Origin of the sequence: Pseudoflavonifractor sp. (genome assembly GCF_050943825.1) — a bacterium.
Lineage (GTDB): Bacteria > Bacillota > Clostridia > Oscillospirales > Oscillospiraceae > Pseudoflavonifractor.
Window position 1 is genome coordinate 1 of sequence record NZ_JBMNPX010000015.1, and the last position, 25,058, is coordinate 25,058.

The following is a 25,058-nucleotide window of genomic DNA, read 5'->3' on the forward strand; positions in this document are numbered from 1 at the left end:
TCCTGTTTTATACCATCTGGCTGGCCGCCGTTTCGATTTTGAGATGCTCAGCGGCTTGATTTTGTGTTGCCTTTTTCTCTGCTCCCAAAAGCTGAAATTTCTACTTGACTTTTGTTAGCAGGTCTTTTCGCTCTTTTGCGGCAGAGCCGGAGAGCAGGCGTCCCCACGGTGGGAGGCGCCCGCCTTCCGGCTTTGTACGCGGTTCCTTATTTCAGCTTGCCCTGCTCCCGCAGCGCCTGGACGGTGTCGGGCAGGCCCCAGAGGTTGATGAAGCCCTGGGAGTCCTTCTGATCGTAGTCGCTCTCCTCGAAGGTGACCAGATTCTCGGAGTAGAGGGTGTCGGGAGAGGTGACGCCGGCGGTGATGATGTTGCCCTTGTAGAGCTTCAGCTTCACGGTGCCGGTGACGTGCTTCTGGGTCTCGGCGGCAAAGGCGGACAGAGCCTCCCGCAGGGGGGTGAACCACTTGCCGTTGTACACCAGGTCGGCGAAGTCCACCGCCAGCTTGCTCTTCATGTGGGCGGTGTCCTTATCGATGGTGATCATCTCCAGCACCTCGTGGGCCCGGTAGAGGATGGTGCCGCCGGGGGTCTCATACACGCCCCGGTCCTTCATGCCCACCAGCCGGTTCTCCACGATGTCCAGCAGGCCGATGCCGTTGGCGCCGCCCACCTCGTTGAGCTTGCGGATGATGTCGCTGGCCTTCATCTTCTCGCCGTTGAAGGCCACGGGCCAGCCCTTCTCAAAGTCCAAGGTGATGTAGGTGGGGGCGTCGGGGGCCTGGATGGGGCTGACGCCCATCTCCAGGAAGCCGGGCTTGTCGTACAGAGGCTCGTTGGCCGGGTCCTCCAGGTCCAGGCCCTCGTGGCTCAGGTGCCACAGGTTCTTGTCCTTGGAGTAGTTGGTCTCCCGGGAGATCTTCAGAGGCACGTTGTGGGCCTCGGCGTAGTCGATCTCCTCGTCACGGCCTTTGATGGACCACTCCCGCCAGGGGGCGATGATCTTCATCTCAGGGGCGAAGCGCTTGATGGCCAGCTCAAACCGGACCTGGTCGTTGCCCTTGCCGGTGCAGCCGTGGCAGATGGCGTCGGCGCCCTCCTTCTTGGCGATCTCCACCAGGCGCTTGGCGATGATGGGCCGGGCAAAGGCGGTGCCCAGCAGATAGTCCTCATACTTGGCGCCCATCTGCATGGAGGGGATGATGACGTCGTCCACCATCTCGTCGGTCAGGTCCTCCACGTACAGCTTGGAGGCGCCGGTCTTGATGGCCTTCTCCTCCAGACCGTCCAGCTCGGTGCCCTGGCCCACGTCGCCGGACACGGCGATGATCTCGGGGTTGTTGTAGTTCTCCTTCAGCCAGGGGATGATGATGGATGTATCCAGACCGCCGGAATAGGCAAGTACAACTTTCTTAATGTCAGCCATGGTGAAAACCTCCGTTTTGCTTTGTTGGACACAGTCTACCACGGTCCGCAGAAAAATGCAATAGCAAATTTGAATAAATATTCCATAAACAAAAATATTTACATATATATATTCATTGTCAAGGAAATATTCTGGTTTTTATTCATGTTCCCACCTATTTCCACAATTAATTCTGCCAGCAAGGCTTATGCCACTTGCCCCACCTTCTCCTTGTGCTCTTCTAACATCTGAGTTATAATGAATACAAAATTCTCACAAGAGAGAGATTTTTCCTCACATGCTACGAAAGCAGAAAATTTTTACATAGGAAACGGGGGATTTGTCTTGACTGACAAAGACCAGAAGCGGTTAAGCCGTTATATTGACAGCTATTACAGCAGTTATTTTCAAATGGACGCTATTTATAACGAATGGGCTTCCCATCACAAAATTCAGGATACCACGCTGTTTGTACTTAATGAAATCAGCAAGCATGAGTACTGCACTCAGCGCAGTCTCCACGCTTGTCTCGGCTATTCCAAGCAGACGCTCTCCTCCTCTCTCCGCCGTCTGGAGCAGGAAGGTATCATTATCCGGCAACGCACCGTCCATGACCAGCGCAGCAATCTTATTCGCCTTACACCAAAGGGCAAGATTTACGCAGACAGACTCTTGTCCAGGCTTCATAAGGCAGAGATCCGCGCATTTCAGCTTTTGAGCCCAGATGAATGTGAACAGGTTTTGAGTGCTTTTCATAAGCTGACCGATGCTCTGGCCAACAGTATCCGCGCTGATATGGAGGCCCCTGCCGCTGATTAATTTCCGGACATGATGTCCCAAAATACAAGGCTTCAAGAGAATAATATAGTGGATAGTCATGTGCCGCCGTTATGCCGGTACATGACTATCCATTTTTTATGAATATATATGTTTATCATTCTTTTCCTTATAGTCAAATTTTTTACCATTTCTCTTTTCGTTTGGCCCAATCTCTTTTAGTCAAATATTTTATTATTTCTGCTTATTGAACAATTTCTTTTCTCATTCCTCTTTTTTCTCATTTTCGGATGATAAACTTTTTTACCATATTCACATTTTGCGTGAATTTTATTTGTGCACTTTTTTCGTTAATAGTATTTCATTTTTTAAAAAAATTATATATTTTTCGCACATTATTTTATATTTCACTTGACACTTCGCCCCATATTCTGTATATTATATGCATAACGAAGCGGCGCGCAGTGCTTCACATCGCTACTCCATACACCGTCTGTTGTCTGGAATTTCGGCAGATGATAGTTATGTCCAATCTCAACAAAGGATGTGAATACAGTGTCAGAACAAAATTCTTCTCCTGCCGTCCGTGACTACGATATCGATGAGTATGTTCCCATGGAAGCTCGCTACTATGGTATCAAGGAGATGGCTTCTGTCTGGATCTGTGCCAACGCAAACCCCACTTCATGGTATATGGGAACCATTATTGGTGCCCTTGGCTTGAGCGGCGCATTCCTGTCCGCCATTATCAGTAATCCTCTGGTATACCTCATCCTCGCTCTCGTGGGTATTATGGGATTTCGCGTGGCATCCAGCACCATGGGTTTGGTACGGGTTCCCTTTGGTGTAGTTGGAAGCAAACTTCCCTCCTTTATTAACGCACTTCAATTTGTCGGCTGGTGCGGTGTCAACACTTATATCGCGGCTGTTCCTTTGTCCAACCTCATCACCAGTTTTACCCATGGTGATCCCACTTCCACCCCGATGATTGTCCTTTCCGTTGTAATTATTCTGGCCATTACCAGTCTTATTGCAATCTTCGGAGGTGCCAAGTGGATCGGTTTTGCGCAAAACCTGGCCGTTATATGTCTGATCATTCTCAGCGTTTGGATTTCCGTCCAGGTCTTCCGCACATTTTCTCTGGACAGCATCGCTACATGGACGCTTGACTCCAGGTCTGAAAATCTCTCTTGGTCCATCACCTTCGGATCCGCCATGGATTCCTTTGCCGCCTTTGGCTTCGCCTGGGTAATGGCTGTGGCAGATTATACCCGCTATACCAAAAGCAAAACAGCTGCCACTGTTGCACCTATGGCAGGCGCGGCCTTTGGAATGCTCTGGTTCTGCATGATCGGTGCGGTGAGCGCTATTGCAGTAGCCGTCCTCAACGGCGGTATTTTCGACCCAATGTCCGCTGATCTCAGCTATATCTGCTCGTCTCTCGGAATGGGACAAATCGCCAATCTGCTTATTGTGCTCTCCACTATTGCAGTAAACATGATCAATGTCTATTCCGGTGGTTTCTCCGCCGCCAATGTCAGCCGCAAGCTTTCCCCTAAACTTTCCATGTGTATTATTTCTGCCGGCGCCCTGCTTCTGGCACTTACCCCACTGCTTTTTGACAGCTTTTTGGATACATTTCAGATATTTTTGGGCTATCTGGGAGCAGTATTTCCTCCCTGTATTGCCATTCTGGTGGTAGACTATTACTTTATCCGCAAAAAAGAGTATGACATCACTCAGTTCCAGGCAAAGGATGGCCCTTACTGGTATTGGAAGGGCATCAATCCCACAGCCATTGTCTGCTTCCTGCTCGGTGTTGTAACGTATTTTGCAGGCCAGCAGCTTCCGTTCATCATGTCCACTATTGGTGCAGTGTTCTTCTGCTTCCTGGTAACTGGTCTGTTGTATTTTGTGTCCGCCAAACTTCTTCGCAAGCCAGTAATGTAAGGAGGTTCTCCTCATGTGTTTTTCTGTCATTATCGGCCGTGATGCCAGTGCAACCGGTCATGTTATGTTGGCCGCCAATGATGATTGGCCTGGCTGCCCCGGTCACGTACATCATGTTCCCAGAAAATCTTGGGCTCCTTCCGACCAGTTCATGACAGTCAAAGGCGTCCCCATCCCTCAGGCTCCCGCCACGTTTGGATACACCTACTCTTCCGCAGCTTACGAAACCGGAACCCGTCCTGTCTCCTGGGCAGATGGAGTCAATGATCAGCGGGTGGCCGTCTCTATGCAGGGCGTGTACGCTTTTGCCAACTATCAGCGAGCCGGTGACCTGCTGGAGGCCGATGATTTGGTTATCCTGATGCTTGAACGGGGAAAAACTGCTCGGGAAGCCATCCAGCTTGCCGGTGATCTCATCGCCCAGTACGGTTTTACCGTCTCCTCTATCCCCGGCGCAGAAGGTACAGTCTGTATGGCGGTTGCCGATCCGCAGGAGGGCTTTTTTCTTGAATTAGGGCCAGGCGGATATTGGTGTGCCCGACGGGTAGATGACGATAAGGCAGAGTGCCGTCCCAACTGTTTTGGCATTGGAGAGATCGACTTTGCCGACTCTACTCGCTTTCTCTGTTCACCAGGACTTTATGAGTTTGCTGTGGAAAAAGGATATATCCATTCTGGAGCCCCACTGAATTTTGCTTCTGCTTTTGGCGGAGATTATTCTGAACTCAACTCAGGCTACGGCGGTGCACTTAACCCTGTCAATACGTTCCGCAAATGGGGGACCCTTCACCGGCTTGGCGGGCTGGATATCCCTCTGGATGCTCAAATATATGATTGCCGCCCGTTGCAGGCAGTGACTCGCTCTGATTTGATGGAACTTATGCGGGATACTTTGGCGGGAACCCCCTATGACCTGGCCCTCCGCCCCGAAGCCGGGCCTCATCACAATCCGTTTTGGATGGAAATAAGCACCAGCATCGCTCAAAGCGGAACTGTAATCTGTATACTAGCCGATCTTTCCTCTGCCCTTCCTGACGCGCTGGGCAGCTCTATCTGGTTTGCATTCGGAAACGTCTGTCTCTCTCCTTTTATCCCCTGTTATACTGGCGGATGCGGCCTCCCTGCCGCCTATCAGCGTGGTGAGTGCGGTGATTTCAGAGTGGAGGACGCCTGGTGGACTTTCCAAGAGACCGCTCAGCTCTGTGAGCGCAACTATGAAGCCATCGCCCCCACGGAGGTCATTCCGCTCTATCACGCACTGGAGGAACAGTTTGCGCAGGACATGGAACAGGCGGAGCAACAGGCCGCCGCGCTTTTCCCTCGAGCTCCTGAGGCCGCTTTAAAAGTTCTAACTGACCTCACAGACCGTCAGTCGCTCCAGGCACTTGACGTCGCCTCACGCATTGCCAGAAAGGTAAAAGGAAAATATCTCTGCAACACTATTCTGGACTGGGTATAATCACTCCTTGCTCTTCTTTAGCAGGCAACACATTGTTGGGCCCCACACACAGCTTCTGTTTCTGTGTGTGGGGCCCAATTGTTGGTTTAGGGTATTACGGATCATTCGAAATCCAGCTGCTGCCGTCGGCATAGTGGGGCACCACACTGTCCAACTTGTATTATCCTCTGCAGCCACAGTCTTATCCCGACACAAAACAAGCTCTGTCACTGTTCTCCCCCTCCCGGGTGTTTTGACCGGTCTCAACCATTAGACGGCCCAGCCATTCAGCCGGGTTCAGAAAAAATACATTTTTAAAATTTCGTGGGCGGAAACAACCTGCCGGATTCCTCCCTTTCCCCCGTCAAACAACATTTTACACTTGCAACTTATCTCATTTTCCTGTATAATGCAACGATGTGTTAGAGCGGGCGGGCAGAGCTCCTCCCGCCTTCCTATTACAACGAGAGGACTGAGACATTCATGAGCGCATCCAGAGAAAAAAAGCAGCGCCAGAGCGCCGGCCAGAACCTGACTCAGAAAGAGCTCAAGGAGGCCAGGGAGGCTCAGGCCGCCAAGCGCAAAACCATTCTGTACTGGGTGATTGGCGTGGTGGTGGTCATTCTGGCCGCCGCGCTGCTTATTTGGAACTCCAACTTCTTCCAGAACCGCGCCACCGCAGTGACCGTCAACGGCCACAACTTTACCGCCGGCGAGGTGGAGTACTATTACCACAGCGCCTATCAGCAGGAGTATGAGCTCTACTATTACTCCACCATGGGCATTACCGGCCTGACCAACTTCAACCCCAGCCTGGACCCCGAGGACCAGTATGTGGACGAGGAGCAGACCCAGACCTACCATGACTACTTCATGGAGTCCGCCCTCAACGCCCTGACCCAGGTGGCCGCCCTCACCGATGCCGCCGAGAAGGATGGCTTCTCCCTGGACCTGTCCGAGACCGGCAAGGAGACCTACGAGACCAGCCTGGCCAACACGAAGAATAGTGCTATCACCAGCAATTACTCCTACTCTTCCTATATCAAGGCAGTGTACGGCACTCACATGACTACCGGTATCTATGAGAGCTGCCTGAAGCGGGCCATCATGCTCACTGAGTATCAGCAGGCCCACCAGGATGCCCTCACCTACACCGATGAGGACTACACCACCTACTATGACGAGAACAAGGACAACGTGGACACCTTCTCCTATGAAGTCGCCTTCCTGAGCGGCACTGCCCCCTCCACCACCGACGAGGAAGGCAACACCGTGGAGGCCACCGAAGAGGAGCAGACCATCGCCATGGAGACCGCCAAGGCCAACGCTGAGAAGCTGATGGCTGACGTGGAGGCCGGCGGCGACTTCGCCGAGCTGGCTGGCAGCTACACTGAGGAGAGCACCGCAAACACCTTCCGCGCCACCGAGACCACCGGTTCCAGTGTCTCCACCACCTACGGCGACTGGCTGAAAGACGCCGCCCGCACCGAGGGCGACATGGAGGTGTTCGAGTCCACCAGCGGTTACTATGTGGTCCGGTTCCTGGATCGCTACCTGGACGAGACTCCCACCGCCGACATCCGTCACATCCTCATCAAGGCCGAGCTGACCCAGGAGGATGACCCCGCCACTGAGGATGTGGATGAGTCCACCATCCCCACCGACGAGGCCATGGAGGCCGCCAAGGCTGAGGCCGAGAGCCTGCTGGCCCAGTGGGAGGCCGGCGACAAAACCGCCGAGTCCTTCGGTGCTCTGGCCGAGGAGTACTCCGACGACACCGGCTCCGCCTCCAATGGCGGCCTGTACACCCAGGTCAAAGAGGGTCAGATGGTTGACACCTTCAACGACTGGATCTTCGACAACGAGCACGCCGAGGGCGACACCGGCCTGGTGGAGAACACCAACAGCGGTCAGTACGGCTGGCACGTCATCTACTTCCAGTCCTGGAACGATCCCGCCTGGAAGCTCAACGCCAAGAGCACCTTCCAGAACGACGATATGACCAGCTGGATTGAGACCATCACCGAGGGCTATGAGGCTGTCAAGGCTGACGGCTTCAAGTACGTCGATTAATATCAGGCTTCTATGAGGGGGGCGGGGCGATAGGCCCCGCCCCCCTCTTCCAATGTCTCATCAGGAGGTATCCATGAAGGAACAATTTCTGCGCACTGAGATGGTGCTGGGCCCCGAAGCCATGGAACGCCTTGCCGCCGCCCACGTGGCGGTGTTCGGCCTGGGCGGTGTGGGCAGCTGGGCCGCTGAGGCTCTGGCACGGGCCGGAATTGGCGAGCTGACCCTTATCGACCATGACGAGGTGGGCGTGACCAATCTGAACCGGCAGATCCAGGCCCTCTGGTCCACCCAGGGCCAGCCCAAGGCGGAGGCCATGGCCGCCCGGATACAGGACATCAACCCGGAGTGCAGGGTCCATCCCGTGGTGTCCAAGTACGAGCCTGCAAACCGGGAGGACTTCTTCTCCGTCCGGTACGACTATATTGTGGACGCCATCGACATGGTCTCCAGCAAGCTGGACCTGATTCAGACCGCCATAGAGCGGGGCATCCCCATTCTCTCCGCCCTGGGCACCGGCAACAAGCTGGACCCCACCCAGTTCCGCATCACCGACATCTCCAAGACTGAGGGCTGCCCCCTGGCACGGGTCATCCGGAAGGAGCTACGCAGCCGGGGGATTCAGCACCACCGGGTGCTCTTCTCCCCCGAGCTGCCCCACGCCACTGACCAGCGGGAGACTCCGCCCCCGGGACGCCGGAGCGTACCGGCCAGCGTGCCCTGGGTGCCGCCGGTGGCCGGGCTGATGATGGCGGGCGATGTGATACTCACCCTGGCCGGTCTGAACCCTGACGGCAAATAAACCATGAATAGAAAATCCCTCCCGGCGGCAGACTAGTGCCGTTGGGAGGGATTTTTTTGCATGTTCCGGTAAAAGTTCGCTGCGCTCTGTCCGGCGCCGCAGCGGGTGTGGCCAACGGCTTCTTCGGCGGTGGGGGAGGCATGATTCTGGTACCCCTGCTCACCCGCTGGTGCGGCCTGGAGCAGCGGAAGGCCTTTGCCACCTCGGTGGCTATCATTCTGCCCCTGTGCGCCCTGTCCTCTGCCGTCTATTTCTTCCGGGGTGGCCTGGACTTCCAGCTGGCCCTTCCCTATCTCATCGGCGGGCTGATTGGAGGCTTTGCAGGCGGACGGCTGTTCCGGCGGCTGAACATGGACTGGCTACGGCGGGTGTTCGCCCTGTTTATCCTCTACGGCGGCGTGAAGGCCCTCTTCTTCTGATGGAGTGGCTTCTCCCCATTCTGGCAGGCGCCCTCACCGGGATTCTCTCCGGCTTCGGGATAGGCGGCGGCACATTGCTGCTCATCTATATGACGTCCTTCGCCGGAGTGCCCCAGAACCTGGCCCAAGGGGTCAACCTGCTCTACTTCCTCCCCACCGCCGCCACAGCACTGCCCGCCCACGTCAAAAACGGCTATGTGGACCGCGCCGCCGCCTGGCCCGCTATTCTGGCCGGCCTGCTGGGCACCGCCCTGTCCGCCTGGGCGGCCACCGGACTGGACGTGCAGCTGCTGCGCCGGTGCTTTGGCGTCTATCTCCTCTATGTGGGCGTCACCGAGCTCTTCCGCAAAAAGAATAAGCTCAGCCCTGGGTCCGGCGGCGGGTGAGGTAGCCCTCCAAAATCAGGGTTGCCGCCACCGCGTCCACCGTCTTCTTGTGCTGCTTCATCCGCTTACCCGAGGCGTGGAGGATGTTGTGGGCCTCCACGGTAGTGCGGCGCTCGTCCCACAGAACCGGGGTCAGTCCGGTCACCTGGCCCACCTGCTCCGCAAAAGCCCGGTACAGCTCCGCTCTGGGGCCCTCGGTGCCATCCATGTTCCGGGGAAAGCCCATCACCAGCTCCTCTACCCCGTGCTCTTTCACCAGGCGGGCAATCTCCTCCGCCACCACCTCGCTCTTCCGGCTATGGATCACTGTGGTATACCCCGCCAGCAGGCCGGTGGGGTCGGAAATGGCGATGCCCGTCCGGGCGTCGCCGTAGTCAATGGCCATAATTCTCATCTGTTCTTCTCCTTTTCCATCTTTCGCTTCAGCAGCGTCAGGGCAATCAGCAGGGCGGGTATCATCAGCACCACGCAGAGCATGGAGAACAGCAGGCTCGCCTCCTCACCTGACAGGAGCACATTCCCCGCCGCCAGCACCAGCCCCGCGGCCATCATGACACCGCCGCCCACCACCTGACTTCTGCGCCAGTTCTCATCATTCTCCATGGTCCAGGCCGTCCGCACTCCGCACCAGCCGTTGCGCCGCAGCTTGGGCATCACATTGCCCAAGCAGACGAGCAGCAGCCCCGTGACGCCGAACAGAATCCGGCTGACAGACAGCTCCATCCCCGTCCCTAAGGCAGCAATCCGGTAGGCCTTGACCAGAAAAATCACGGTCATCACATTGAACACCAGCAGGGCACCGCAGCCAATGGCCACCACTGCCGTCCGGTTCTCCTGGTGCTGCCTGCCGCTCCACCGGGATACCTTTAAAAGAAAGCCACCCATCAGCAGAGTAATCAGCGGCAAAATCAGCATCTCATACTTGCTGCCCCACCGGTTGACCTCCCCCGCGGCGTTATAGTGCACGGGTATCTCCCCCGGCAGCACCAGCAGGACCGCCAACGTCACCACCAGCGGCAGTCCCATCAGGATATAAAACAGTGTTCTCCACAGCTTTCCGTGTCTCACGGCGCTCCTCCCCCACTCCGGCGCACAGCTGACTCAGCCAGAGTGCAGCCTCCTCCAATACGGTGGCGTTCATCTCATAATAGATGTAGTTCTTCTCCCGCCGCTCCCGCACCAGCCCCGCCCGCTTCATACAGGAGAGATGATAGGACGCGGCGGCGGCGGTCATGGACAGCCTGGAGGCAATCTCCCCCGCCGGCAGCTCTCCCCTCCGCAGCAGGAGAAGTATCTCCCGCCGCACCGGGTCGGACAGGGCCTTGAAAATCCCGGGGCCCTCCACAGCGCTCCCTCCCTTAAGGCAAAACTATTTCAAATTTTCTTTAAATAGATTCTATCAGCCCAGGCGTACCCTGTCAAGGTGCTCGCCTGTTTCAAAATCAAAGGTTTTTTCCAAAATAGTGCTTGACTTTCCGCCTTCCCTGTGCTATTCTACTATCACCTATGAAAAGGGCTTTTTTTGTGCGCATTTTTACGGTGTAATGACGTGCAAACCCTTTTGCCGCCGAGGGCGGGCATAGGGAGGCAGATGATGCCGAATCCGCACCGTAGCGTATAGGGGCATAGTATCGCTGTGCCTGGACGTTGCTGGATTCGGCATATTGGGCCGTATCCGGCATTTTTTATGTCCGGAGCGCCCCAAAATGAAAAAGGAGGTGCCGACAAGTGGCAAAGGCAGGCAACCGGGTGAAGGTCACCCTGCGCTGCTCCGAGTGCAAACAGCGCAATTACAACACGTTCAAGAACAAGAAGAACACTCCTGATCGTCTGGAGCTGAACAAGTACTGCCCCTTCTGCAGAAAGCACACGGTCCATAACGAGACCAAGTAATGAGCTTGCAACTGGCTCATAAGAAAGAAGGGTGTATCTGAATGTCTGAAAACGAGAAAATCGAGCAGACCGGCCAGGCAGAGGCTGCAAAGTCCACTCCCGCCAAGGCCGACAAGAAGGCGAAGGACGAGAAAAAGTCCAAGCCCGGTTTCTTCAAGCGCGTCGCCAAGTGGTTCAAGGAAATGAAGAGCGAGCTGAAGAAGGTACAGTGGCCCGGTTGGAAGCAGGTTGCGAAGAACACCGGTATCGTGATCGCCTGCGTTATCGTGGTGGGCATCTTCATCTGGGTTTTCGACGCCCTGGCCAACGCTATTGTGCAGGCGCTGCTGAACCTTTTCAACCCCGGCGCATAAAGGAGTAAATCATGGCTGAAAGTGCAAAGTGGTATGTCGTCCATACCTATTCCGGCTATGAGAACACCGTCGCCGCCTCGATTGAGAAGGCGGTGGAAAACCGCAACATGCACGACCTCATCCAGGAGGTCAGCATCCCCCTGGAGACGGTCACCGAAATCACCGACAACGGCCCCAAGACCGTGGAGCGCAAGGTGTTCCCCGGCTACGTGCTGGTCAAAATGGTGATGACCGACGAGACCTGGCATCTGGTCCGCAATGTCCGCGGCGCCACCGGCTTCGTCGGCTCCGGCAACAAGGCCATCCCCCTCTCTGATGAGGAGATTGCCGCCCTTGGCGTTGAAAAGCGCGAAGTGGTGGTGGGCTATGCGGTGGGCGACAACGTCCGCATCACCGACGGCGCCCTGGAGTCCTATCTGGGCACGGTGGACGAGATCGATATGGAGCGGGAAAAGGTCCGTATCGTGGTGTCCATGTTCGGCCGGGAGACTCCCGTGGAGCTGGACCTGGATCAGGTCGAGCCCGTCGAGCTGTAATTCCAATTCCGGACACGCTCCGCCGTGTCCCCCAGCGCCATGCCCTGCATGGCCCTTTCCCCCGCACGTGGGAGGCGTCCCGCAGACGCCGTTCCAACCACATTTATCGTAGGAGGTGCTGTTTCAAATGGCACAGAAAGTTACTGGTTACGTGAAGCTGCAGATTCCCGCCGGCAAGGCGACTCCCGCTCCCCCCGTCGGCCCCGCCCTCGGTCAGCACGGCGTGAACATCGCCGCTTTCACGAAGGAATTCAATGAGCGCACCAAGAACGACGTGGGCATGATCATCCCCGTTATCATCACTGTCTACGCCGACCGTTCCTTCACCTTCATCACCAAGACCCCTCCCGCCGCCGTTCTCATCAAGAAGGCTGCCGGCATCGAGTCCGGCTCCGGTGTGCCCAACAAGACCAAGGTGGCCACCATCAGCAAGGAGGACGTGCGCAAGATCGCCGAGACCAAGATGCCCGACCTCAATGCCTCCAGCATTGAGTCCGCCATGAGCATGATCGCCGGTACCGCCCGCTCCATGGGCGTCCTGGTGGGCGACTAAGCGAAGGAGGTAGCAGGAAATGTTTAGAGGCAAGAAATATCAGGAGAGCGCCAAGCAGATTGACAAGGCCGCTCTGTACGATACCGCCGAGGCTATGGACCTGGTGGTTAAGACCGCTCCCGCCAAGTTCGACGAGACCGTCGAGCTCCACGTGAAGCTGGGCGTTGACTCCCGCCACGCTGACCAGCAGGTCCGCGGCGCCATCGTCCTCCCCCACGGCACCGGTAAGACCGCCCGCGTCCTGGTGTTCGCCAAGGGCGACAAGGCTGACGCTGCCCGTGAGGCCGGCGCTGACTATGTCGGCGAGATGGACATGGTCCAGAAGATCCAGCAGGAGAACTGGTTCGACTACGACGTGGTCGTGGCCAGCCCCGACATGATGGGCGTTGTGGGCCGTCTCGGTAAGGTCCTGGGCCCCAAGGGCCTGATGCCCTCCCCCAAGGCCGGCACCGTCACCCCCGACGTGGCCAAGGCTGTCAAGGAGATCAAGGCCGGTAAGGTCGAGTACCGTCTGGACAAGACCAACATCATCCACTGCCCCATCGGCAAGGTGTCCTTCGGCGCTGAGAAGCTCACCGAGAACTTCAACGCTCTCATGGGCGCTATCGTGAAGGCCAAGCCCTCCGCTGCCAAGGGTCAGTATATCCGCAGCTGCGTGGTGGCTTCCACCATGGGCCCCGGCGTGAAGATCAACGGCGCCAAGCTGATGTAATTTCTGCCTGATGAGCTGTATCCAGGGGGATTTTCCCCCTGGATACCTCCCAGGAGAAAGATTCTTCATTTTATAGTTGACAACCCTCTTCCGGGCTGTTATACTATATCCCGTGTTCAGAGACAGCAGGTTGTGCTTGCACAGTAAATCCTGCCGAGAATGCAGTATAGACGTTTGTTTTGTGCTGTTTTGTGTCTTTGGACGCGGAACAGCACTTTATTTTTCTGGAGGTGAATCCCACATGCCTAACGCAAAGGTTCTCAGTGAGAAGCAGGCTATCGTGGCTGAGCTGACCGAGAAGATCAAGGGCGCCGCCAGCGGCGTTCTGGTGGACTATAAGGGCATCACCGTGGCTGAGGATACCGCTCTGCGCGCCGAGCTGCGCAAGAACGACGTCGAGTACGCCGTCGTGAAGAACACCCTGGTCCGTTTCGCCATCAACAACTGCGGCATGGAGGCCCTGGACGACGTGCTCAACGGCACCACTTCCCTGGCCATCAGCCACGCTGACCCCATCGCTCCCATGCGCGTGGTGAACAAGTTCGCCAAGCAGTTCAACGGCGCCAAGTTCACCATCAAGGCCGGCTTCATGGACGGCAAGGTCCTGTCCCTGGACGAGATCAGCGCTCTGGCTGAGCTGCCCTCCAAGGAGGTCCTGCAGGCTCAGGTCCTGGGCACCATGCTGGCTCCCATCACCAGCCTGGCCATCGTCATCAAGGCCATCGCCGAGAAGCAGGGCGGCTCCGTCGAGGAGACCGCTTCCGCCGAGGCGTAAGTCCTGTCCCCCGCGCAACAACTACCATACTTCAAGACATTTATTTTAGGAGGTAACATATCATGGCTTCTGAGAAGATTACTGCCCTCATCGAAGAGGTTAAGGGCCTGACCGTTCTGGAGCTCTCCGAGCTCGTCCACGCTCTGGAGGAGGAGTTCGGCGTCTCCGCCGCCGCTATGGCTGCTCCCGCCGCTGCCGGCGCTGCCGCTCCCGCTGCTGAGGAGAAGACCGAGTTCGACGTCGTCCTGGCTGAGGTCGGCGCTGAGAAGATCAAGGTCATCAAGGCTGTCCGCGAGATCACCGGCCTGGGCCTGGCTGAGGCCAAGGCTGTCGTCGAGTCCGCTCCCAAGGCCGTCAAGGAGGGTGTCTCCAAGGACGAGGCCGAGGAGCTGAAGAAGAAGCTCGAGGACGTGGGCGCCAAGGTGGAGCTGAAGTAAGTCTCCCCTCCCCTACTTCACACAGCATCAACCCGGACCTGCGGCAAAACCACAGGTCCGGGTTTTTCTATCTCTGCACCCACTCCAATCATAACAGTAAGGCGGGAGCTTCATTTCGGATGCTCCCGCCTTAGATTAGATATGTCAATTACTCTTTATGAAATAACTCCCCAATTTACAATCGAAAGAATGAGACGGAAGTACCAGCAAGATTGAAAAATGCTACATCGGAGCCCTAGAATTTATCTTTTATTACTTCCTATCCAATAGCAGCCTGTGCCAATTACTGTTCCCAAAAATCTTACCTCATGGCTGGTCACTCCTATCATAAGCGACATGAAGTAAATTATCGCAAATACGGCAACGGAAATAATGGCTCTTTTAACGGTATCATGCATTTTTCAGTTCCTCCCTTTCCGTATTTTCAAGATATATTTTGATTATAGCATGGGCGAATTAAAACGACAAGGGCGGGAATTTTATTCTCATCTTTCTCTGCCTAGTTACTCCAAGAATCCGCTGGTTCGGTTGGTACAATAAAAAAGTCCGTACTCTTTGCGGAATACGGGCTTGGCCCGAGTTTAATTATAGGACTTGGAAAAGTCAGCGATATCAACGGTATGCAAGCAGCGAGCAAGAGGTTCTTATCTCAAACTGTGCGATCCAAAACTGTAACTCGTGTAATCACATCACGCAAGCGGTCCGAACCAACCATATACTCCAATGCATCATCAGCGGTGTCAAAGCAGCATTCCGTCTCGGGACGATTCCAAATATAAATTGTAATTTTATCATCTGTCCCATATCGGATAATGCCATAATGAATGCCGTTCCATTCGATTTCTACTTCTCCACCACATTCCATACACCACTTGAAATCGCTGATCGATTTAAAACGGTTATCTTCCAATGAGTTTTGAGCGCTCAAAATGTGACAGGACATGTCACGCCTCCAATATGACTTGAAATCAGGAATATCTCCATTCCACAGAGTGGCTGATTTTAACCGGCTTACGGATACAAGAGGTTACTGTTCAGAAAGGAAAAAAGAAAGTCCGTACTCCTTGCGGAATACGGACTTGGTCCGAGTGACTGGATTCGAACCAGCGGCCTCTTGAACCCCATTCAAGCGCGATACCAAACTTCGCCACACCCGGATATTTACTTTTGGTTACATACAGGATTAACTCTACCCATAAAAGAAGTTGACAGTGATTTATCTGTCAACTTCTTTTATGAGTTTGGTCCGAGTGACTGGATTCGAACCAGCGGCCTCTTGAACCCCATTCAAGCGCGATACCAAACTTCGCCACACCCGGATATCCCATTTTTGCAGTCGCTTCAGGCGACTTTGATATAATAGCACAGCTCCCCAGATTATGCAAGTGTTTTTTCGAAGTTTTTCAAAATTTTCTTCCTGTCCGATTCTTTCCTCTTACACCGCTGTACAATACATACGTATATTAACATACAGATGTATATTATCTTGACATTTGCAGTGCCGAGTGGTATAGTTCCTCCACCCTGTTGGACTCTCTTGCCGTCCTCATTGTACAGATAACCTTCACTTCTTATTAATATGTCGTTTAAAAGGAGGCATTACCATGCGGAACCAGCCACCCGAGGAGCCCAAGGAGGACCTGCGGCAGCGCAGGACCAAAAAGCTCCTCACCGAAGCGCTCCTCTCCCTGATGGAAGAACAGCCCTTCAGCGAAATCTCCGTGGTAGACATCTGCCAGCGGGCCATGGTGCACCGCACAACTTTTTACGCCCACTTCGAGGACAAATACGCCCTCCTGCGCTACGCCGTGGCCCGGCTGTACCGGGCCTTTGAGCCCGCGGCCGAGGACCTGCGCGTCAATCCCCGGAGCTATTTCCTCTCCGTATTCCAGAACGCCCTCTCCTTTGTACGGGCCCACAGCGGTCTGTACCGTTCCGCCGTCTCCAGCGGAAGCGTGGACATCCAGACGCTGGAGGCCCTGGTGGCAGAACAGCTTCTCTCCCGCTTCCCCGCCGACGAAACCAATCCGGCCCGTCTGGAGATAACCGCCCACTTCTACGCCGGCGGCATCCTGGCCATTGTCCGGTGGTGGCTGGAACAGGGCACTGACCTCCCTGAGGAGGCTCTGCTCCAGCTGATGGACCAGGCGGGGCTGTTCCCGGAACTCTCTTCCCAGAAAGGCTGATTCTCTTATGTCCAGCGAGAAAAAAAGCGTAAGCACCATGGACAAAATCGCGGGCTTTATTGTCGACAAGCGGAAGGCCTTCTATCTGGTCTTTCTGGCGGCAGTCATTTTCTGCGGCGCGTCCATCAACAAGGTGGTCATCAACAACGATATCACCTCCTACCTCCCCGCCAACACCGAGACCCGCCGTGGCCTTACCCTGATGGACGAGGAGTTCACCACCCTGGCCACTGCCAACGTGATGGTCTCCAACATCACCTACGACCAGGCCTGCCGTCTCTCCGACCAGCTGTCCCAGATTGAGGGCGTATCCTCCGTCACCTTTGACGACAGCGAGGACCACTACAAGGACGCCTCCGCCCTCTTCAACGTCAGCTTTGACGACGAGAACGGCACCCCCATCGTCACACAGGCCACCGACGAGGTCCAGAAAGCCGTGGCCGATTACGACAACTACATCACCTTCAATGCCGATCCCTATGACTCCGACACCCTGATGAGAGAGATGAGCTACATCCTCCTCATCGCGGCGGTGGTCATTGTGGCGGTGCTGCTCTTCACCTCCAAGAGCTATCTGGAGGTGGTGGTGTTCCTGATTGTATTCGTGGTCTCCGCCATCCTGAACATGGGCACCAACTACTGGTTCGGCTCCATCTCCTTTATCACCAACGCCATCGCCGTGGTGCTCCAGCTGGCCCTGGCCATCGACTACGCCATCATCTTCTGCCACCGGTACATGGAGGAGCGGGACAACGGCCTGAGCGCCCGGGATGCCGATGTGACCGCCCTGTCCAAGGCCATTGTGGAGATCTCCTCCTCCAGCCTGACCACCATCTCCGGCCTGGTGGCCCTGATGCTGATGCAGCTGAAAATCGGTCTGGACATGGGCCTGGTGCTGTCCAAGGGCATTATCTGCTCCATGCTCACCGTGTTCCTGCTGATGCCCGGCCTGCTGATGCTCTTCAACCGGGGCATTGAGCGCACCCGGCACAAGAACTTTGTACCCCGTATCTCTCTGTGGGGCAAGGCCGTGGTCAAAACCCGGTTCGTGCTGCCTGTTATCTTCGCGGTGATTGTGGTGGGCGGCATTTACTGCTCCAACCGCTGCGACTATGTCTTCTCCACCAACTCCACCAACTCGGGCAACAAGCCCACCTACCGCATCGCCATGGACAAGATGGACGAGACTTTTGGCTACAACAACACCATCGCCGTGTTGGTTCCCCGTGGGGATTACGACAAGGAAGGCGCGGTGCTCCGCCGGATTGAGGCTCTGCCCGGTATCAAGAGCGCCACAGGTCTGGCCAACATTGAAGTAGAGGAGGGCCGGATGCTCACCGACAAGACCAGCCCCAGGCAGTTTGCCGAGCTTGCAGGGGTGGACATTGAGCTGGCCCGGCTGCTCTACCAGGCCTACGGTTTGAGCGTAGATGAGTACGGCGCCATCTTCCAGGACCCGGACAGCTACTCCGTTCCCCTGCTGGATGTGTTCCAGTTCCTGCTGGAGCAGAAGGACAAGGGTGTGGTCAGCCTGAGCGGCGACCAGGCCGCTAAGGTGGAGGAGCTCCAGGACACCCTGGAAGACGGCCTCAGCCAGCTCCAGGGCGAGCACTGGAGCCGGCTGGTGTTCACCGCCGACCTGCCCGAGGAGAGCGAGGAGACCTACGCCCTGCTAGACCAGATGCGCGCCATCGCCGCTGAGTACTATGGGGACGACGTGGTGCTGGTGGGCAACTCCACCAACGCCCGGGACCTGTCCGACTCCTTCTCCGGCGACAACCTGAAGATCAGCGTGCTCACCGTGCTGTTCGTCATGGTGATTCTGCTCTTTACCTTTAAATCCGCCGGTCTGCCCATCCTGCTGGTACTTACCATTCAGGGCTCCATCTGGATCAACTTCTCCTTCCCCTACCTGACTCACACCAATCTGTACTTCCTGTCCTACCTGATTGTCAGCGCCATCCAGATGGGCGCCACCATCGACTACGCAATCGTCATCACCAACCGTTACCTTGACCTCAAGCAGTTCATGGACCGGCGGGAGGCGGTGATTGAATCCCTCAACCAGAGCTTCCCCACCGTGTTTACCTCGGGCACCATTATGACGGTGGCCGGATTCCTCATCGGCAAGCTCTCTACCGACTCCATCATCAGCTCCATCGGCACCACCCTGGGCCGGGGCACCCTGACCTCTATTATTCTGGTCATGACCGTGCTGCCCCAGTTCCTGCTGCTGGGCGACGCCCTCATTGAGCGCACCGCCATCACCCTGAACCGCAACCGGAAGCAGCGCTTCAACAACGGCGTGGTCCGGCTGGACGGCCACATCCGCGGTCACGTGTCCGGCTTTGTGGACTGCGAGATCAAGGGTGTGATCCGGGGCAGCGTGGACGCGCTGATCGAGAGCAAATACCAGGAAAAAGAGGTGTACGACGATGAGACGGAACATGTGTAAACGAATCGGGGCCCTGGCTGCCGCGCTGGCCTTGTGCCTCGGGCTGCTGTTCCCCGCCGTACCTGCCGCACAGGCCGCAGAAAACAGCCCCAGAACCCTTTACATCTCCACCGCCGCCGAGCTGGCCCTTCTGTCCAAAGACTGTACCCTGGACGCCTACTCCCGGAACCTGACCGTGGTGCTTACCGCGGACATCGACCTCTCCGATGTTGAGTTCGCCCCCATCCCCGTGTTCTGCGGCGACTTCAATGGCGCCGGGCACACGGTCAGCGGTTTCTCCTTTACGGAAAAAGGATCGGATCAGGGTTTTATCCGCTACCTCCAGGCCGGGGCTGTGGTGCGGGACCTGACGCTGGAGGGCACCCTCACCCCCGGCGGCAGCAAATCCAGCCTGGGCCTCATCGCCGGTGAGAACAGCGGCACCATCTCCGGCTGCACCGTTTCCGGTACCGTGACAGGCGACGAGGACGTGGGCGGCATCGCAGGCCGCAACACGGTCACCGGAAGGATTACGGGCTGCGTCAGCCAGGCGTCGGTGACCGGCGAGCTTCACACCGGCGGCATTGCAGGCTACAACGAGGGCGTGATTGAGAACTGCACCGGACAAGGGGAGGTCAACATCACTGAGAACGAGAACGCCATGGACACCGGCGGCATTGCCGGGTATTCCTCCGGCACCATCACCGGCTGCGTCAACCACTCCGCCGTGGGCTACCAGCACACAGGCTACAACACCGGCGGCATTGCGGGACGCCAGAAGGGCGTCATCGAGAGCTGCCAGAACCACGGGGTGATTCAGGGCCGGAAGGACATCGGCGGCATTGTGGGCCAGTTTGAGCCGGACACCAACCTGATTTATGGCCAGGACCCCACCCAGGCGCTCTCCGACGCCCTGGGCGGCCTGACGCCCCTCCTCTCCCAGCTAACCGCCCAGGTCTCCGGTGCGGGCAGCAGTGTCTCTGAGGAGGTGTCCGCCATCAACACCGCGCTTGGCTCCATCACCGACACCGCCCACACCAGCGGCACCCAGGGCGCCGACCACGCCAGGACCGCTCTGGACACCATCTACCGGGAGTCCCAGAACATCAACAGCGCTCTGGGCTCACTCATCCAAGAGACGGACAGCTTCCGCTCTGACGCCCACAACGCCCTGACCGGTATAGACACCGCCCTCTCCGACCTGCGCAAGGCCGTCAACTCCGGCATTACCGGCGCCGACGGCGAGCTGGACACCACCCAGGGCCTCCTCTCCTTCTATCTGGACGCCATCGAGGGCGACCTGTCCACCGTCCAGAAGGGACTGGACAGCCTGGCCGCCTCCCTGGAAAAGCTTCGGCAGTTCCAGCAGCGGCTCAACGAGATTTCCGCCGACGACACCATGGGGCCCATTGAAAAGCTGGCTGCCATCCATGAGGCGGTGGCGCTGCTCAACGGCTTCGACCTGGCCTCCCCCATCTCCACCATCAGCGGTGCGCTGAAGGACATTTTTGCTCAGGCAGGCTTTATCCGTGACAGCCTGGAAGAGGCGGAGGGCAATCTCTCCGACCTTGGTGACCAGGCCTACAAACAGATTAACAAGGCGCTGGACGACCTGAACACCGCCTCCACCACCCTGGAAAGCAAGTTCAACGACTTCTCCGCTGGGGCGGCGGACCGTCTGTCCACGGTCAACAGCGCGGTGAACGTCATTGAGGACACGCTGAGCGTGTGGTACGACCAGACTGACACCGGCGGCCGGGCCGCCTTTGACAGCATCGACACCCAGCTGGACACCATCAACACCCACGTCACCTCTCTGAACGACCAGCTCTCCGCCTCCAACGCCTCCATCACCGCCACTACCAACGCCATCATCGCCCAGCTGGACGCGGTGCGGCTGGCCGCTTCCGGTCTGAAGGAGACGCCCACCAAGACCGTTGACGATGTGTCGGACGACGAGGAGGAGGTCAGCGGCAACGGCCGGGTGGTCTCCTGCAGCAACGATGCCGCCGTCAGCGGCGACGCCAACGTGGGCGGCATCGCCGGCATTATGGCCCTGGAGCTGGACCCGGACCCGGAGGAGGACCTGGATCTGGACGCCGGGAAGCTACTGGTGGACACCACGGCGGTCATCCGGGCCACGGTGCTGGACTGCCGGAACGACGGCGCTGTCACCGCCAAGAACGACTGCGCAGGCGGAATCACCGGCCGGGGCGACCTGGGCGCGGTGCTGGACTGCCAGAGCTACGGCGCCGTTGAGACCACGGGCGGCAATCTGTGCGGCGGCATCGCGGGTCAGGCACGCATCCCCATCCGCCGGTGCTACGCCCTGTGCGACCTGACCGGCCACGACGACATGGGCGGCATTGTGGGGGCAGGCCGGGACGTGGAGGACTGCCGTACCATGGTGCGCATTGACAGCGACGGCGAGCGCATCGGCGCCATCGCCGGCGGCACCGACGGCACAGCACAGAACAACTTCTTTGTCCGGGAGTCCCTGGGCGGCATTGACGGCGTGAACTACGAAGGTCAGGCCGTCTCCCTGCCCTATGAGGAGTTTATCGCTCTGGAGGGGATGCCGGAGGAGTTCCACACCCTCCAGGTCACCTTTGAGGCCGACGGCCAGGTGCTCAAGACCATCACCGTGGAGTACAGCGGCAGCGTCAGCCCCGACCAGTTCCCGGAGCTGCCCCAGCAGGAGGGCTGCTCCGCCGCCTGGGAGGACGTTGACACCGACAACATCTTCCGCAGCACCGTCATTCACGCGGTCTATACGCCCCTTGTCTCCACCATCTCCACCGCCGAGGCCCAGCCCATCCTGCTGGCCGAGGGCAGCTTTGCTCCCGACGCGTCCATCGCCGCACAGGACTGGACGCCGGACGTTTCCGTCCCCAAGGGCTATCAGGTATCCGCCGGATACGGCTATCAAATCGACGGCCTCGCTGACGGCAGCGGCAGCGTCACCCTGCGGCTCCGCTGCGGTGAGAAGGACAAGGCGGCCATCCTCCAGGACGGCAAACTGGTGCTGGTGGACGGCAGCCGGGACGGAAGCTATCTGGTGTTCTCCGCCCCTGCCTCCGGTCAGATTGCCGTCCTCTCCCCCACTGTCCCCGTGCCGCTCATTGTCTCCGGCGTGGCCGGTGGCGGGGTGGTGATTCTGGTGCTCCTGCTGCTCCTGCTGAAGCGGCGCAGCCGCAAAAAGCCGGTTACTCCGGCCGGAACACCTTCCTGAACCCCATATTTCGAAAAGACCGTGACGCCCGTTTTCAGGTGTCACGGTCTTTTTTGAAAAAGCGCTGTTTCCCTCTTGACATTTCCTTTCTCCAGCATATAATAACATATGAACAATAACTCATTTGTTTTTAAGGAGGGGTTCCATGGACGAGCAAAACACAATTGAGCGCTGCGACTATATCCACGCCCACGAGGACATCATCGCCAAGGTCAACGAGACCATGCCCGACGAGGAGATCCTCTACGACCTGGCCGAGCTCTTCAAAATCTTCGGCGATTCCACCCGCATCAAAATCCTCTACGTGCTCTTTGAGGCCGAGATGTGCGTGTGCGACATCGCCCAGCTGCTCAACATGACCCAGTCGGCCATCTCCCACCAGCTGCGGGCTCTGAAGCAGAGCAAGCTGGTCAAGTACCGCCGCGAAGGCAAAACCGTGTTCTACTCCCTGGCCGACGACCACGTCCGCTCCATTCTGGACCAGGGCATGGAGCACGTGGCGGAGTGAGTCCCCTTCCCCGCTGGCCACCCAACTGATAAACAGAGATTTGGAAAGGAGTTTTCACCATGAAGAAGCGCTACAAGATGATTGACCTGGACTGCGCCAACTGTGCCGCCAAGATGGAGGACGCCATCCGTAAAATCGACGGCGTCAACGAGGTATCCGTCAGCTTTCTCTCCCAGAAGCTGACCATCGACGCCGACGAGAGCCGCCTGGATGACATCATGGCCCAGGTGGTCAAGGTCTGCAAGCGGGTGGAGCCCGACTGCACCATTGTCCTCTGATTGATTACGGGTGGCGCCCGAATCCGCCCGGAGCCGGCGGCTCCGTCGCTCAGGAGGCACTATGAGTAAGAAACAGAAGCGGATGCTCTTCCGCATCCTTCTCAGCGCGGCCCTTCTTCTGGCCGCAGTTCTCCTCCCACTGGACAGCTTCCCGCTGCTGCGTCTGTCGGTATTCCTGGTCCCCTACGGGGTCATTGGCTGGGATGTGCTGTGGCGGGCTGTGCGCAACATCGCCCACGGACAGGTCTTTGACGAGAACTTCCTCATGGCCCTGGCCACGGTGGGCGCCTTCTTCACCGGCGAGTTCCCCGAGGCCGTGTTCGTCATGCTCTTCTACCAGGTGGGCGAGCTCTTCCAGAGCTGCGCCGTGGACAAGTCCCGTAAATCCATCGCCCAGCTGATGGACATCCGGCCCGACTATGCCAACGTGGAGCGGGACGGCCAGCTGGTCCAGGAGGACCCGGAGGACGTGGCTGTCGGTGACATCATTGTCATCAAGCCCGGCGAGCGGGTGCCCCTGGACGGCGTGGTGCTGGAGGGTTCCTCCACCCTCAACACCTCCGCCCTCACCGGCGAGTCCCTTCCCCGTGAGGTGGACGCGGGCAGCGACGTCATCAGCGGCTGCGTCAACCTGACCGGCCTGCTGCAGGTCCAGGTCACCAAGGCCTTTGAGGAGTCCACGGTGGCCAGAATCCTAGACCTGGTAGAGAACTCCAGCAGCAAAAAGGCCAAGGCCGAGCACTTTATCACCAAGTTTGCCCGGATCTACACCCCCGTGGTGGTTATCTCCGCCGCTCTGCTGGCTCTGCTCCTCCCCTTCCTTATCCATGTCACCTGGGCGGAGAGCATCCACCGGGCCCTCATCTTCCTGGTCATCTCCTGCCCCTGCGCCCTGGTCATCTCGGTGCCCCTCTCCTTCTTCGGCGGCATCGGCGGTGCGTCCCGGCAGGGTATCCTGGTCAAGGGCGGCAACTATCTGGAGGCCCTGGCCAACACAGAAATTGTGGTCTTTGACAAGACCGGCACCCTGACCCAGGGTGTGTTCAACGTCACCGCCATCCACCCCGACCAGTGCTCTGAGCGGCACCTGCTGGAGCTGGCCGCCCTGGCCGAGTCCTACTCCGACCACCCAATCTCCCGCTCCATCCGGGAGGCCTGGGGCGCGGAGCTGGACCGGAGCCGGGTGACCGGTGTGGAGGAGCGCTCGGGCAAGGGCGTTCAGGCACAGGTGGACGGCGTGCCCGTCTGGGTGGGCAATGGAAAGCTGATGGACGAGATCGGCGTCACCTGGCACCCCTGCCACAAGGTGGGCACCACGGTCCACGTGGCCTCCCAGGGCACCTATCTGGGCCACATCGTCATCTCCGACCAGGTGAAGCCCGACGCCGCCCAAGCCATCCGGGACCTGAAGGCCGCCGGTGTGAAAAAGACCGTCATGCTCACCGGTGACGCCGCCGCTGTGGGCGAGGCAGTGGCCGCTGAGCTGGGGCTGGACGAGGTCCACACCCAGCTGCTCCCGGCGGACAAAGTGGACCGGGTGGAGGCCCTGCTGCGTGAGAAGAGCCCCAAGGGCACCCTGGCCTTTGTGGGCGACGGCATCAACGACGCCCCCGTCCTCTCCCGTGCTGATGTGGGCATCGCCATGGGCGCTCTGGGCTCCGACGCCGCCATTGAGGCCGCCGACGTGGTGCTCATGGATGACAAGCCCTCCAAGATCGCGGCGGCCATCCGCATCGCCCGCAGAACCCGCCGCATCGTGCTCCAGAACATCGTCTTTGCCCTGGCGGTCAAGCTGCTGGTGCTCCTTCTGGGCGCCCTCGGCGACGCCACCATGTGGGAGGCGGTCTTTGCCGACGTGGGTGTGTCGGTTATCGCCATTCTCAACGCCACAAGGGCATTGAAAAGCAAATAACAAA

Annotated in this window: 22 protein-coding genes, 2 tRNA genes and 3 pseudogenes; 20 read left to right on the top strand and 7 right to left on the bottom strand. The window is 57.9% G+C overall.

Annotated elements, in window-relative coordinates; genetic code table 11:
- Positions 1-206 precede the first annotated feature (206 nt).
- Entirely contained in the window at positions 207-1,424 is a 1,218-nt protein-coding gene (locus ACOX7T_RS11425) for an argininosuccinate synthase (protein ID WP_433442839.1), read from the bottom strand.
- 324 nt (positions 1,425-1,748) lie between these two features.
- Between ACOX7T_RS11425 and ACOX7T_RS11430 the strand changes: the two genes are divergently transcribed.
- From ACOX7T_RS11430 to ACOX7T_RS11460, 7 genes and pseudogenes are all read left to right on the top strand, one after another.
- On the top strand, positions 1,749-2,222 hold the full coding sequence (locus ACOX7T_RS11430) for a MarR family winged helix-turn-helix transcriptional regulator (RefSeq protein ID WP_294549062.1): 474 nt from the start codon (positions 1,749-1,751) through the stop codon (positions 2,220-2,222).
- Positions 2,223-2,735: 513 nt separating this feature from the next.
- Positions 2,736-4,130, top strand: a complete 1,395-nt coding sequence (locus ACOX7T_RS11435; RefSeq protein ID WP_294549064.1) for a purine-cytosine permease family protein — start codon at positions 2,736-2,738, stop codon at positions 4,128-4,130.
- 13 nt (positions 4,131-4,143) lie between these two features.
- Complete coding sequence (locus ACOX7T_RS11440; RefSeq protein ID WP_433442842.1) at positions 4,144-5,589, top strand: C69 family dipeptidase; 1,446 nt, start codon at positions 4,144-4,146, stop codon at positions 5,587-5,589.
- A gap of 462 nt (positions 5,590-6,051) precedes the next feature.
- Positions 6,052-7,641, top strand: coding sequence for a peptidylprolyl isomerase (locus ACOX7T_RS11445; RefSeq protein WP_433442844.1), 1,590 nt, complete (start codon positions 6,052-6,054; stop codon positions 7,639-7,641).
- A 73-nt stretch (positions 7,642-7,714) separates the two neighbouring features.
- On the top strand, positions 7,715-8,440 hold the full coding sequence (locus ACOX7T_RS11450) for a tRNA threonylcarbamoyladenosine dehydratase (protein ID WP_433442846.1): 726 nt from the start codon (positions 7,715-7,717) through the stop codon (positions 8,438-8,440).
- 35 nt (positions 8,441-8,475) lie between these two features.
- A pseudogene (locus tag ACOX7T_RS11455) lies at positions 8,476-8,832 on the top strand (TSUP family transporter); the annotation flags it as partial.
- Positions 8,736-9,245, top strand: a pseudogene (locus ACOX7T_RS11460) (sulfite exporter TauE/SafE family protein); the annotation flags it as partial. The pseudogenes ACOX7T_RS11455 and ACOX7T_RS11460, both read left to right, overlap by 97 nt.
- Here ACOX7T_RS11460 and ruvX read toward each other — a convergent pair.
- The 3 genes and pseudogenes from ruvX to ACOX7T_RS11475 form a co-directional block, all read right to left on the bottom strand.
- Positions 9,220-9,639 (bottom strand): Holliday junction resolvase RuvX, encoded by a 420-nt coding sequence (gene ruvX, locus ACOX7T_RS11465; RefSeq protein ID WP_433442848.1) that lies wholly within the window; start codon positions 9,637-9,639, stop codon positions 9,220-9,222. The pseudogene ACOX7T_RS11460 and the gene ruvX overlap by 26 nt on opposite strands.
- Entirely contained in the window at positions 9,636-10,313 is a 678-nt protein-coding gene (locus ACOX7T_RS11470; RefSeq protein ID WP_433442850.1) for an SdpI family protein, read from the bottom strand. Before ACOX7T_RS11470 ends, ruvX begins: the two co-directional genes overlap by 4 nt.
- 4 nt (positions 10,314-10,317) lie before the next feature.
- Positions 10,318-10,590: pseudogene (locus ACOX7T_RS11475) on the bottom strand (autorepressor SdpR family transcription factor); the annotation flags it as partial.
- A gap of 383 nt (positions 10,591-10,973) precedes the next feature.
- On the opposite strand from ACOX7T_RS11475, the gene rpmG reads away from it, so the two are divergent.
- From rpmG to rplL, 7 genes are all read left to right on the top strand, one after another.
- A complete protein-coding gene (rpmG, locus tag ACOX7T_RS11480; RefSeq protein WP_006574556.1) occupies positions 10,974-11,138 on the top strand; it encodes a 50S ribosomal protein L33 in 165 nt (54 codons plus the stop codon).
- Between the two features lie 41 nt (positions 11,139-11,179).
- Positions 11,180-11,491, top strand: coding sequence for a preprotein translocase subunit SecE (secE, locus tag ACOX7T_RS11485; RefSeq protein WP_433442852.1), 312 nt, complete (start codon positions 11,180-11,182; stop codon positions 11,489-11,491).
- A gap of 11 nt (positions 11,492-11,502) precedes the next feature.
- Positions 11,503-12,027: a transcription termination/antitermination protein NusG gene (gene nusG / locus ACOX7T_RS11490; protein ID WP_433442854.1), complete on the top strand. Its 525-nt coding sequence runs from the start codon at positions 11,503-11,505 to the stop codon at positions 12,025-12,027.
- 127 nt (positions 12,028-12,154) lie between these two features.
- A complete protein-coding gene (rplK, locus tag ACOX7T_RS11495) occupies positions 12,155-12,580 on the top strand; it encodes a 50S ribosomal protein L11 (protein ID WP_006574559.1) in 426 nt (141 codons plus the stop codon).
- Between the two features lie 19 nt (positions 12,581-12,599).
- The gene (rplA, locus tag ACOX7T_RS11500; RefSeq protein ID WP_433442857.1) at positions 12,600-13,292 is read left to right on the top strand and encodes a 50S ribosomal protein L1; all 693 of its coding nucleotides are present in this window, start codon (positions 12,600-12,602) and stop codon (positions 13,290-13,292) included.
- 241 nt (positions 13,293-13,533) lie between these two features.
- Positions 13,534-14,067 (top strand): 50S ribosomal protein L10, encoded by a 534-nt coding sequence (rplJ, locus tag ACOX7T_RS11505; RefSeq protein WP_433442859.1) that lies wholly within the window; start codon positions 13,534-13,536, stop codon positions 14,065-14,067.
- A 62-nt stretch (positions 14,068-14,129) separates the two neighbouring features.
- Entirely contained in the window at positions 14,130-14,504 is a 375-nt protein-coding gene (rplL, locus tag ACOX7T_RS11510; protein WP_433442861.1) for a 50S ribosomal protein L7/L12, read from the top strand.
- A gap of 649 nt (positions 14,505-15,153) precedes the next feature.
- Here the strand turns inward: rplL and ACOX7T_RS11515 are convergent.
- The 3 genes from ACOX7T_RS11515 to ACOX7T_RS11525 form a co-directional block, all read right to left on the bottom strand.
- On the bottom strand, positions 15,154-15,447 hold the full coding sequence (locus tag ACOX7T_RS11515) for a hypothetical protein (protein WP_433442863.1): 294 nt from the start codon (positions 15,445-15,447) through the stop codon (positions 15,154-15,156).
- A gap of 137 nt (positions 15,448-15,584) precedes the next feature.
- A tRNA-Pro gene (locus ACOX7T_RS11520) sits at positions 15,585-15,661 on the bottom strand.
- An 85-nt stretch (positions 15,662-15,746) separates the two neighbouring features.
- Positions 15,747-15,823: transfer RNA gene (locus ACOX7T_RS11525), tRNA-Pro, on the bottom strand.
- Between the two features lie 285 nt (positions 15,824-16,108).
- Here ACOX7T_RS11525 and ACOX7T_RS11530 point away from each other — a divergent pair.
- The 6 genes from ACOX7T_RS11530 to ACOX7T_RS11555 all read left to right on the top strand — a co-directional run bounded on the left by ACOX7T_RS11530 (position 16,109) and on the right by ACOX7T_RS11555 (position 25,054).
- Positions 16,109-16,690 carry a TetR family transcriptional regulator gene (locus tag ACOX7T_RS11530; protein WP_433442865.1) on the top strand — a complete coding sequence of 194 codons (582 nt, stop codon included), beginning with the start codon at positions 16,109-16,111 and terminating at the stop codon, positions 16,688-16,690.
- 7 nt (positions 16,691-16,697) lie between these two features.
- Complete coding sequence (locus ACOX7T_RS11535) at positions 16,698-19,145, top strand: efflux RND transporter permease subunit (RefSeq protein WP_433442867.1); 2,448 nt, start codon at positions 16,698-16,700, stop codon at positions 19,143-19,145.
- A complete protein-coding gene (locus ACOX7T_RS11540) occupies positions 19,138-22,356 on the top strand; it encodes a peptidase (protein WP_433442869.1) in 3,219 nt (1,072 codons plus the stop codon). The genes ACOX7T_RS11535 and ACOX7T_RS11540 overlap by 8 nt, the downstream gene beginning before the upstream one ends.
- Before the next feature lie 145 nt (positions 22,357-22,501).
- Positions 22,502-22,864 carry an ArsR/SmtB family transcription factor gene (locus ACOX7T_RS11545; protein ID WP_006574400.1) on the top strand — a complete coding sequence of 121 codons (363 nt, stop codon included), beginning with the start codon at positions 22,502-22,504 and terminating at the stop codon, positions 22,862-22,864.
- 59 nt (positions 22,865-22,923) lie between these two features.
- Positions 22,924-23,142: a cation transporter gene (locus ACOX7T_RS11550; protein WP_148316610.1), complete on the top strand. Its 219-nt coding sequence runs from the start codon at positions 22,924-22,926 to the stop codon at positions 23,140-23,142.
- A gap of 61 nt (positions 23,143-23,203) precedes the next feature.
- A complete protein-coding gene (locus ACOX7T_RS11555) occupies positions 23,204-25,054 on the top strand; it encodes a heavy metal translocating P-type ATPase (protein WP_433442872.1) in 1,851 nt (616 codons plus the stop codon).
- The last annotated feature ends 4 nt before the right edge of the window (positions 25,055-25,058 follow it).

Excerpts from the sequence above, each read along its gene's own strand:
- ACOX7T_RS11550 (WP_148316610.1), top strand. The coding sequence starts at position 22,924 with ATGAAGAAGCGCTACAAGATGATTGACCTGGACTGCGCCAACTGTGCC.
- rplK (WP_006574559.1), top strand. The coding sequence starts at position 12,155 with ATGGCACAGAAAGTTACTGGTTACGTGAAGCTGCAGATTCCCGCCGGC.
- ACOX7T_RS11440 (WP_433442842.1), top strand. The coding sequence starts at position 4,144 with ATGTGTTTTTCTGTCATTATCGGCCGTGATGCCAGTGCAACCGGTCAT.
- ACOX7T_RS11555 (WP_433442872.1), top strand. The coding sequence starts at position 23,204 with ATGAGTAAGAAACAGAAGCGGATGCTCTTCCGCATCCTTCTCAGCGCG.
- ACOX7T_RS11535 (WP_433442867.1), top strand. The coding sequence starts at position 16,698 with ATGTCCAGCGAGAAAAAAAGCGTAAGCACCATGGACAAAATCGCGGGC.
- ruvX (WP_433442848.1), bottom strand. The coding sequence starts at position 9,639 with ATGAGAATTATGGCCATTGACTACGGCGACGCCCGGACGGGCATCGCC.
- ACOX7T_RS11445 (WP_433442844.1), top strand. The coding sequence starts at position 6,052 with ATGAGCGCATCCAGAGAAAAAAAGCAGCGCCAGAGCGCCGGCCAGAAC.
- rplL (WP_433442861.1), top strand. The coding sequence starts at position 14,130 with ATGGCTTCTGAGAAGATTACTGCCCTCATCGAAGAGGTTAAGGGCCTG.
- ACOX7T_RS11540 (WP_433442869.1), top strand. The coding sequence starts at position 19,138 with ATGTGTAAACGAATCGGGGCCCTGGCTGCCGCGCTGGCCTTGTGCCTC.
- nusG (WP_433442854.1), top strand. The coding sequence starts at position 11,503 with ATGGCTGAAAGTGCAAAGTGGTATGTCGTCCATACCTATTCCGGCTAT.
- secE (WP_433442852.1), top strand. The coding sequence starts at position 11,180 with ATGTCTGAAAACGAGAAAATCGAGCAGACCGGCCAGGCAGAGGCTGCA.
- ACOX7T_RS11545 (WP_006574400.1), top strand. The coding sequence starts at position 22,502 with ATGGACGAGCAAAACACAATTGAGCGCTGCGACTATATCCACGCCCAC.
- rplJ (WP_433442859.1), top strand. The coding sequence starts at position 13,534 with ATGCCTAACGCAAAGGTTCTCAGTGAGAAGCAGGCTATCGTGGCTGAG.
- ACOX7T_RS11530 (WP_433442865.1), top strand. The coding sequence starts at position 16,109 with ATGCGGAACCAGCCACCCGAGGAGCCCAAGGAGGACCTGCGGCAGCGC.
- ACOX7T_RS11450 (WP_433442846.1), top strand. The coding sequence starts at position 7,715 with ATGAAGGAACAATTTCTGCGCACTGAGATGGTGCTGGGCCCCGAAGCC.
- ACOX7T_RS11515 (WP_433442863.1), bottom strand. The coding sequence starts at position 15,447 with ATGTCCTGTCACATTTTGAGCGCTCAAAACTCATTGGAAGATAACCGT.
- ACOX7T_RS11425 (WP_433442839.1), bottom strand. The coding sequence starts at position 1,424 with ATGGCTGACATTAAGAAAGTTGTACTTGCCTATTCCGGCGGTCTGGAT.
- rplA (WP_433442857.1), top strand. The coding sequence starts at position 12,600 with ATGTTTAGAGGCAAGAAATATCAGGAGAGCGCCAAGCAGATTGACAAG.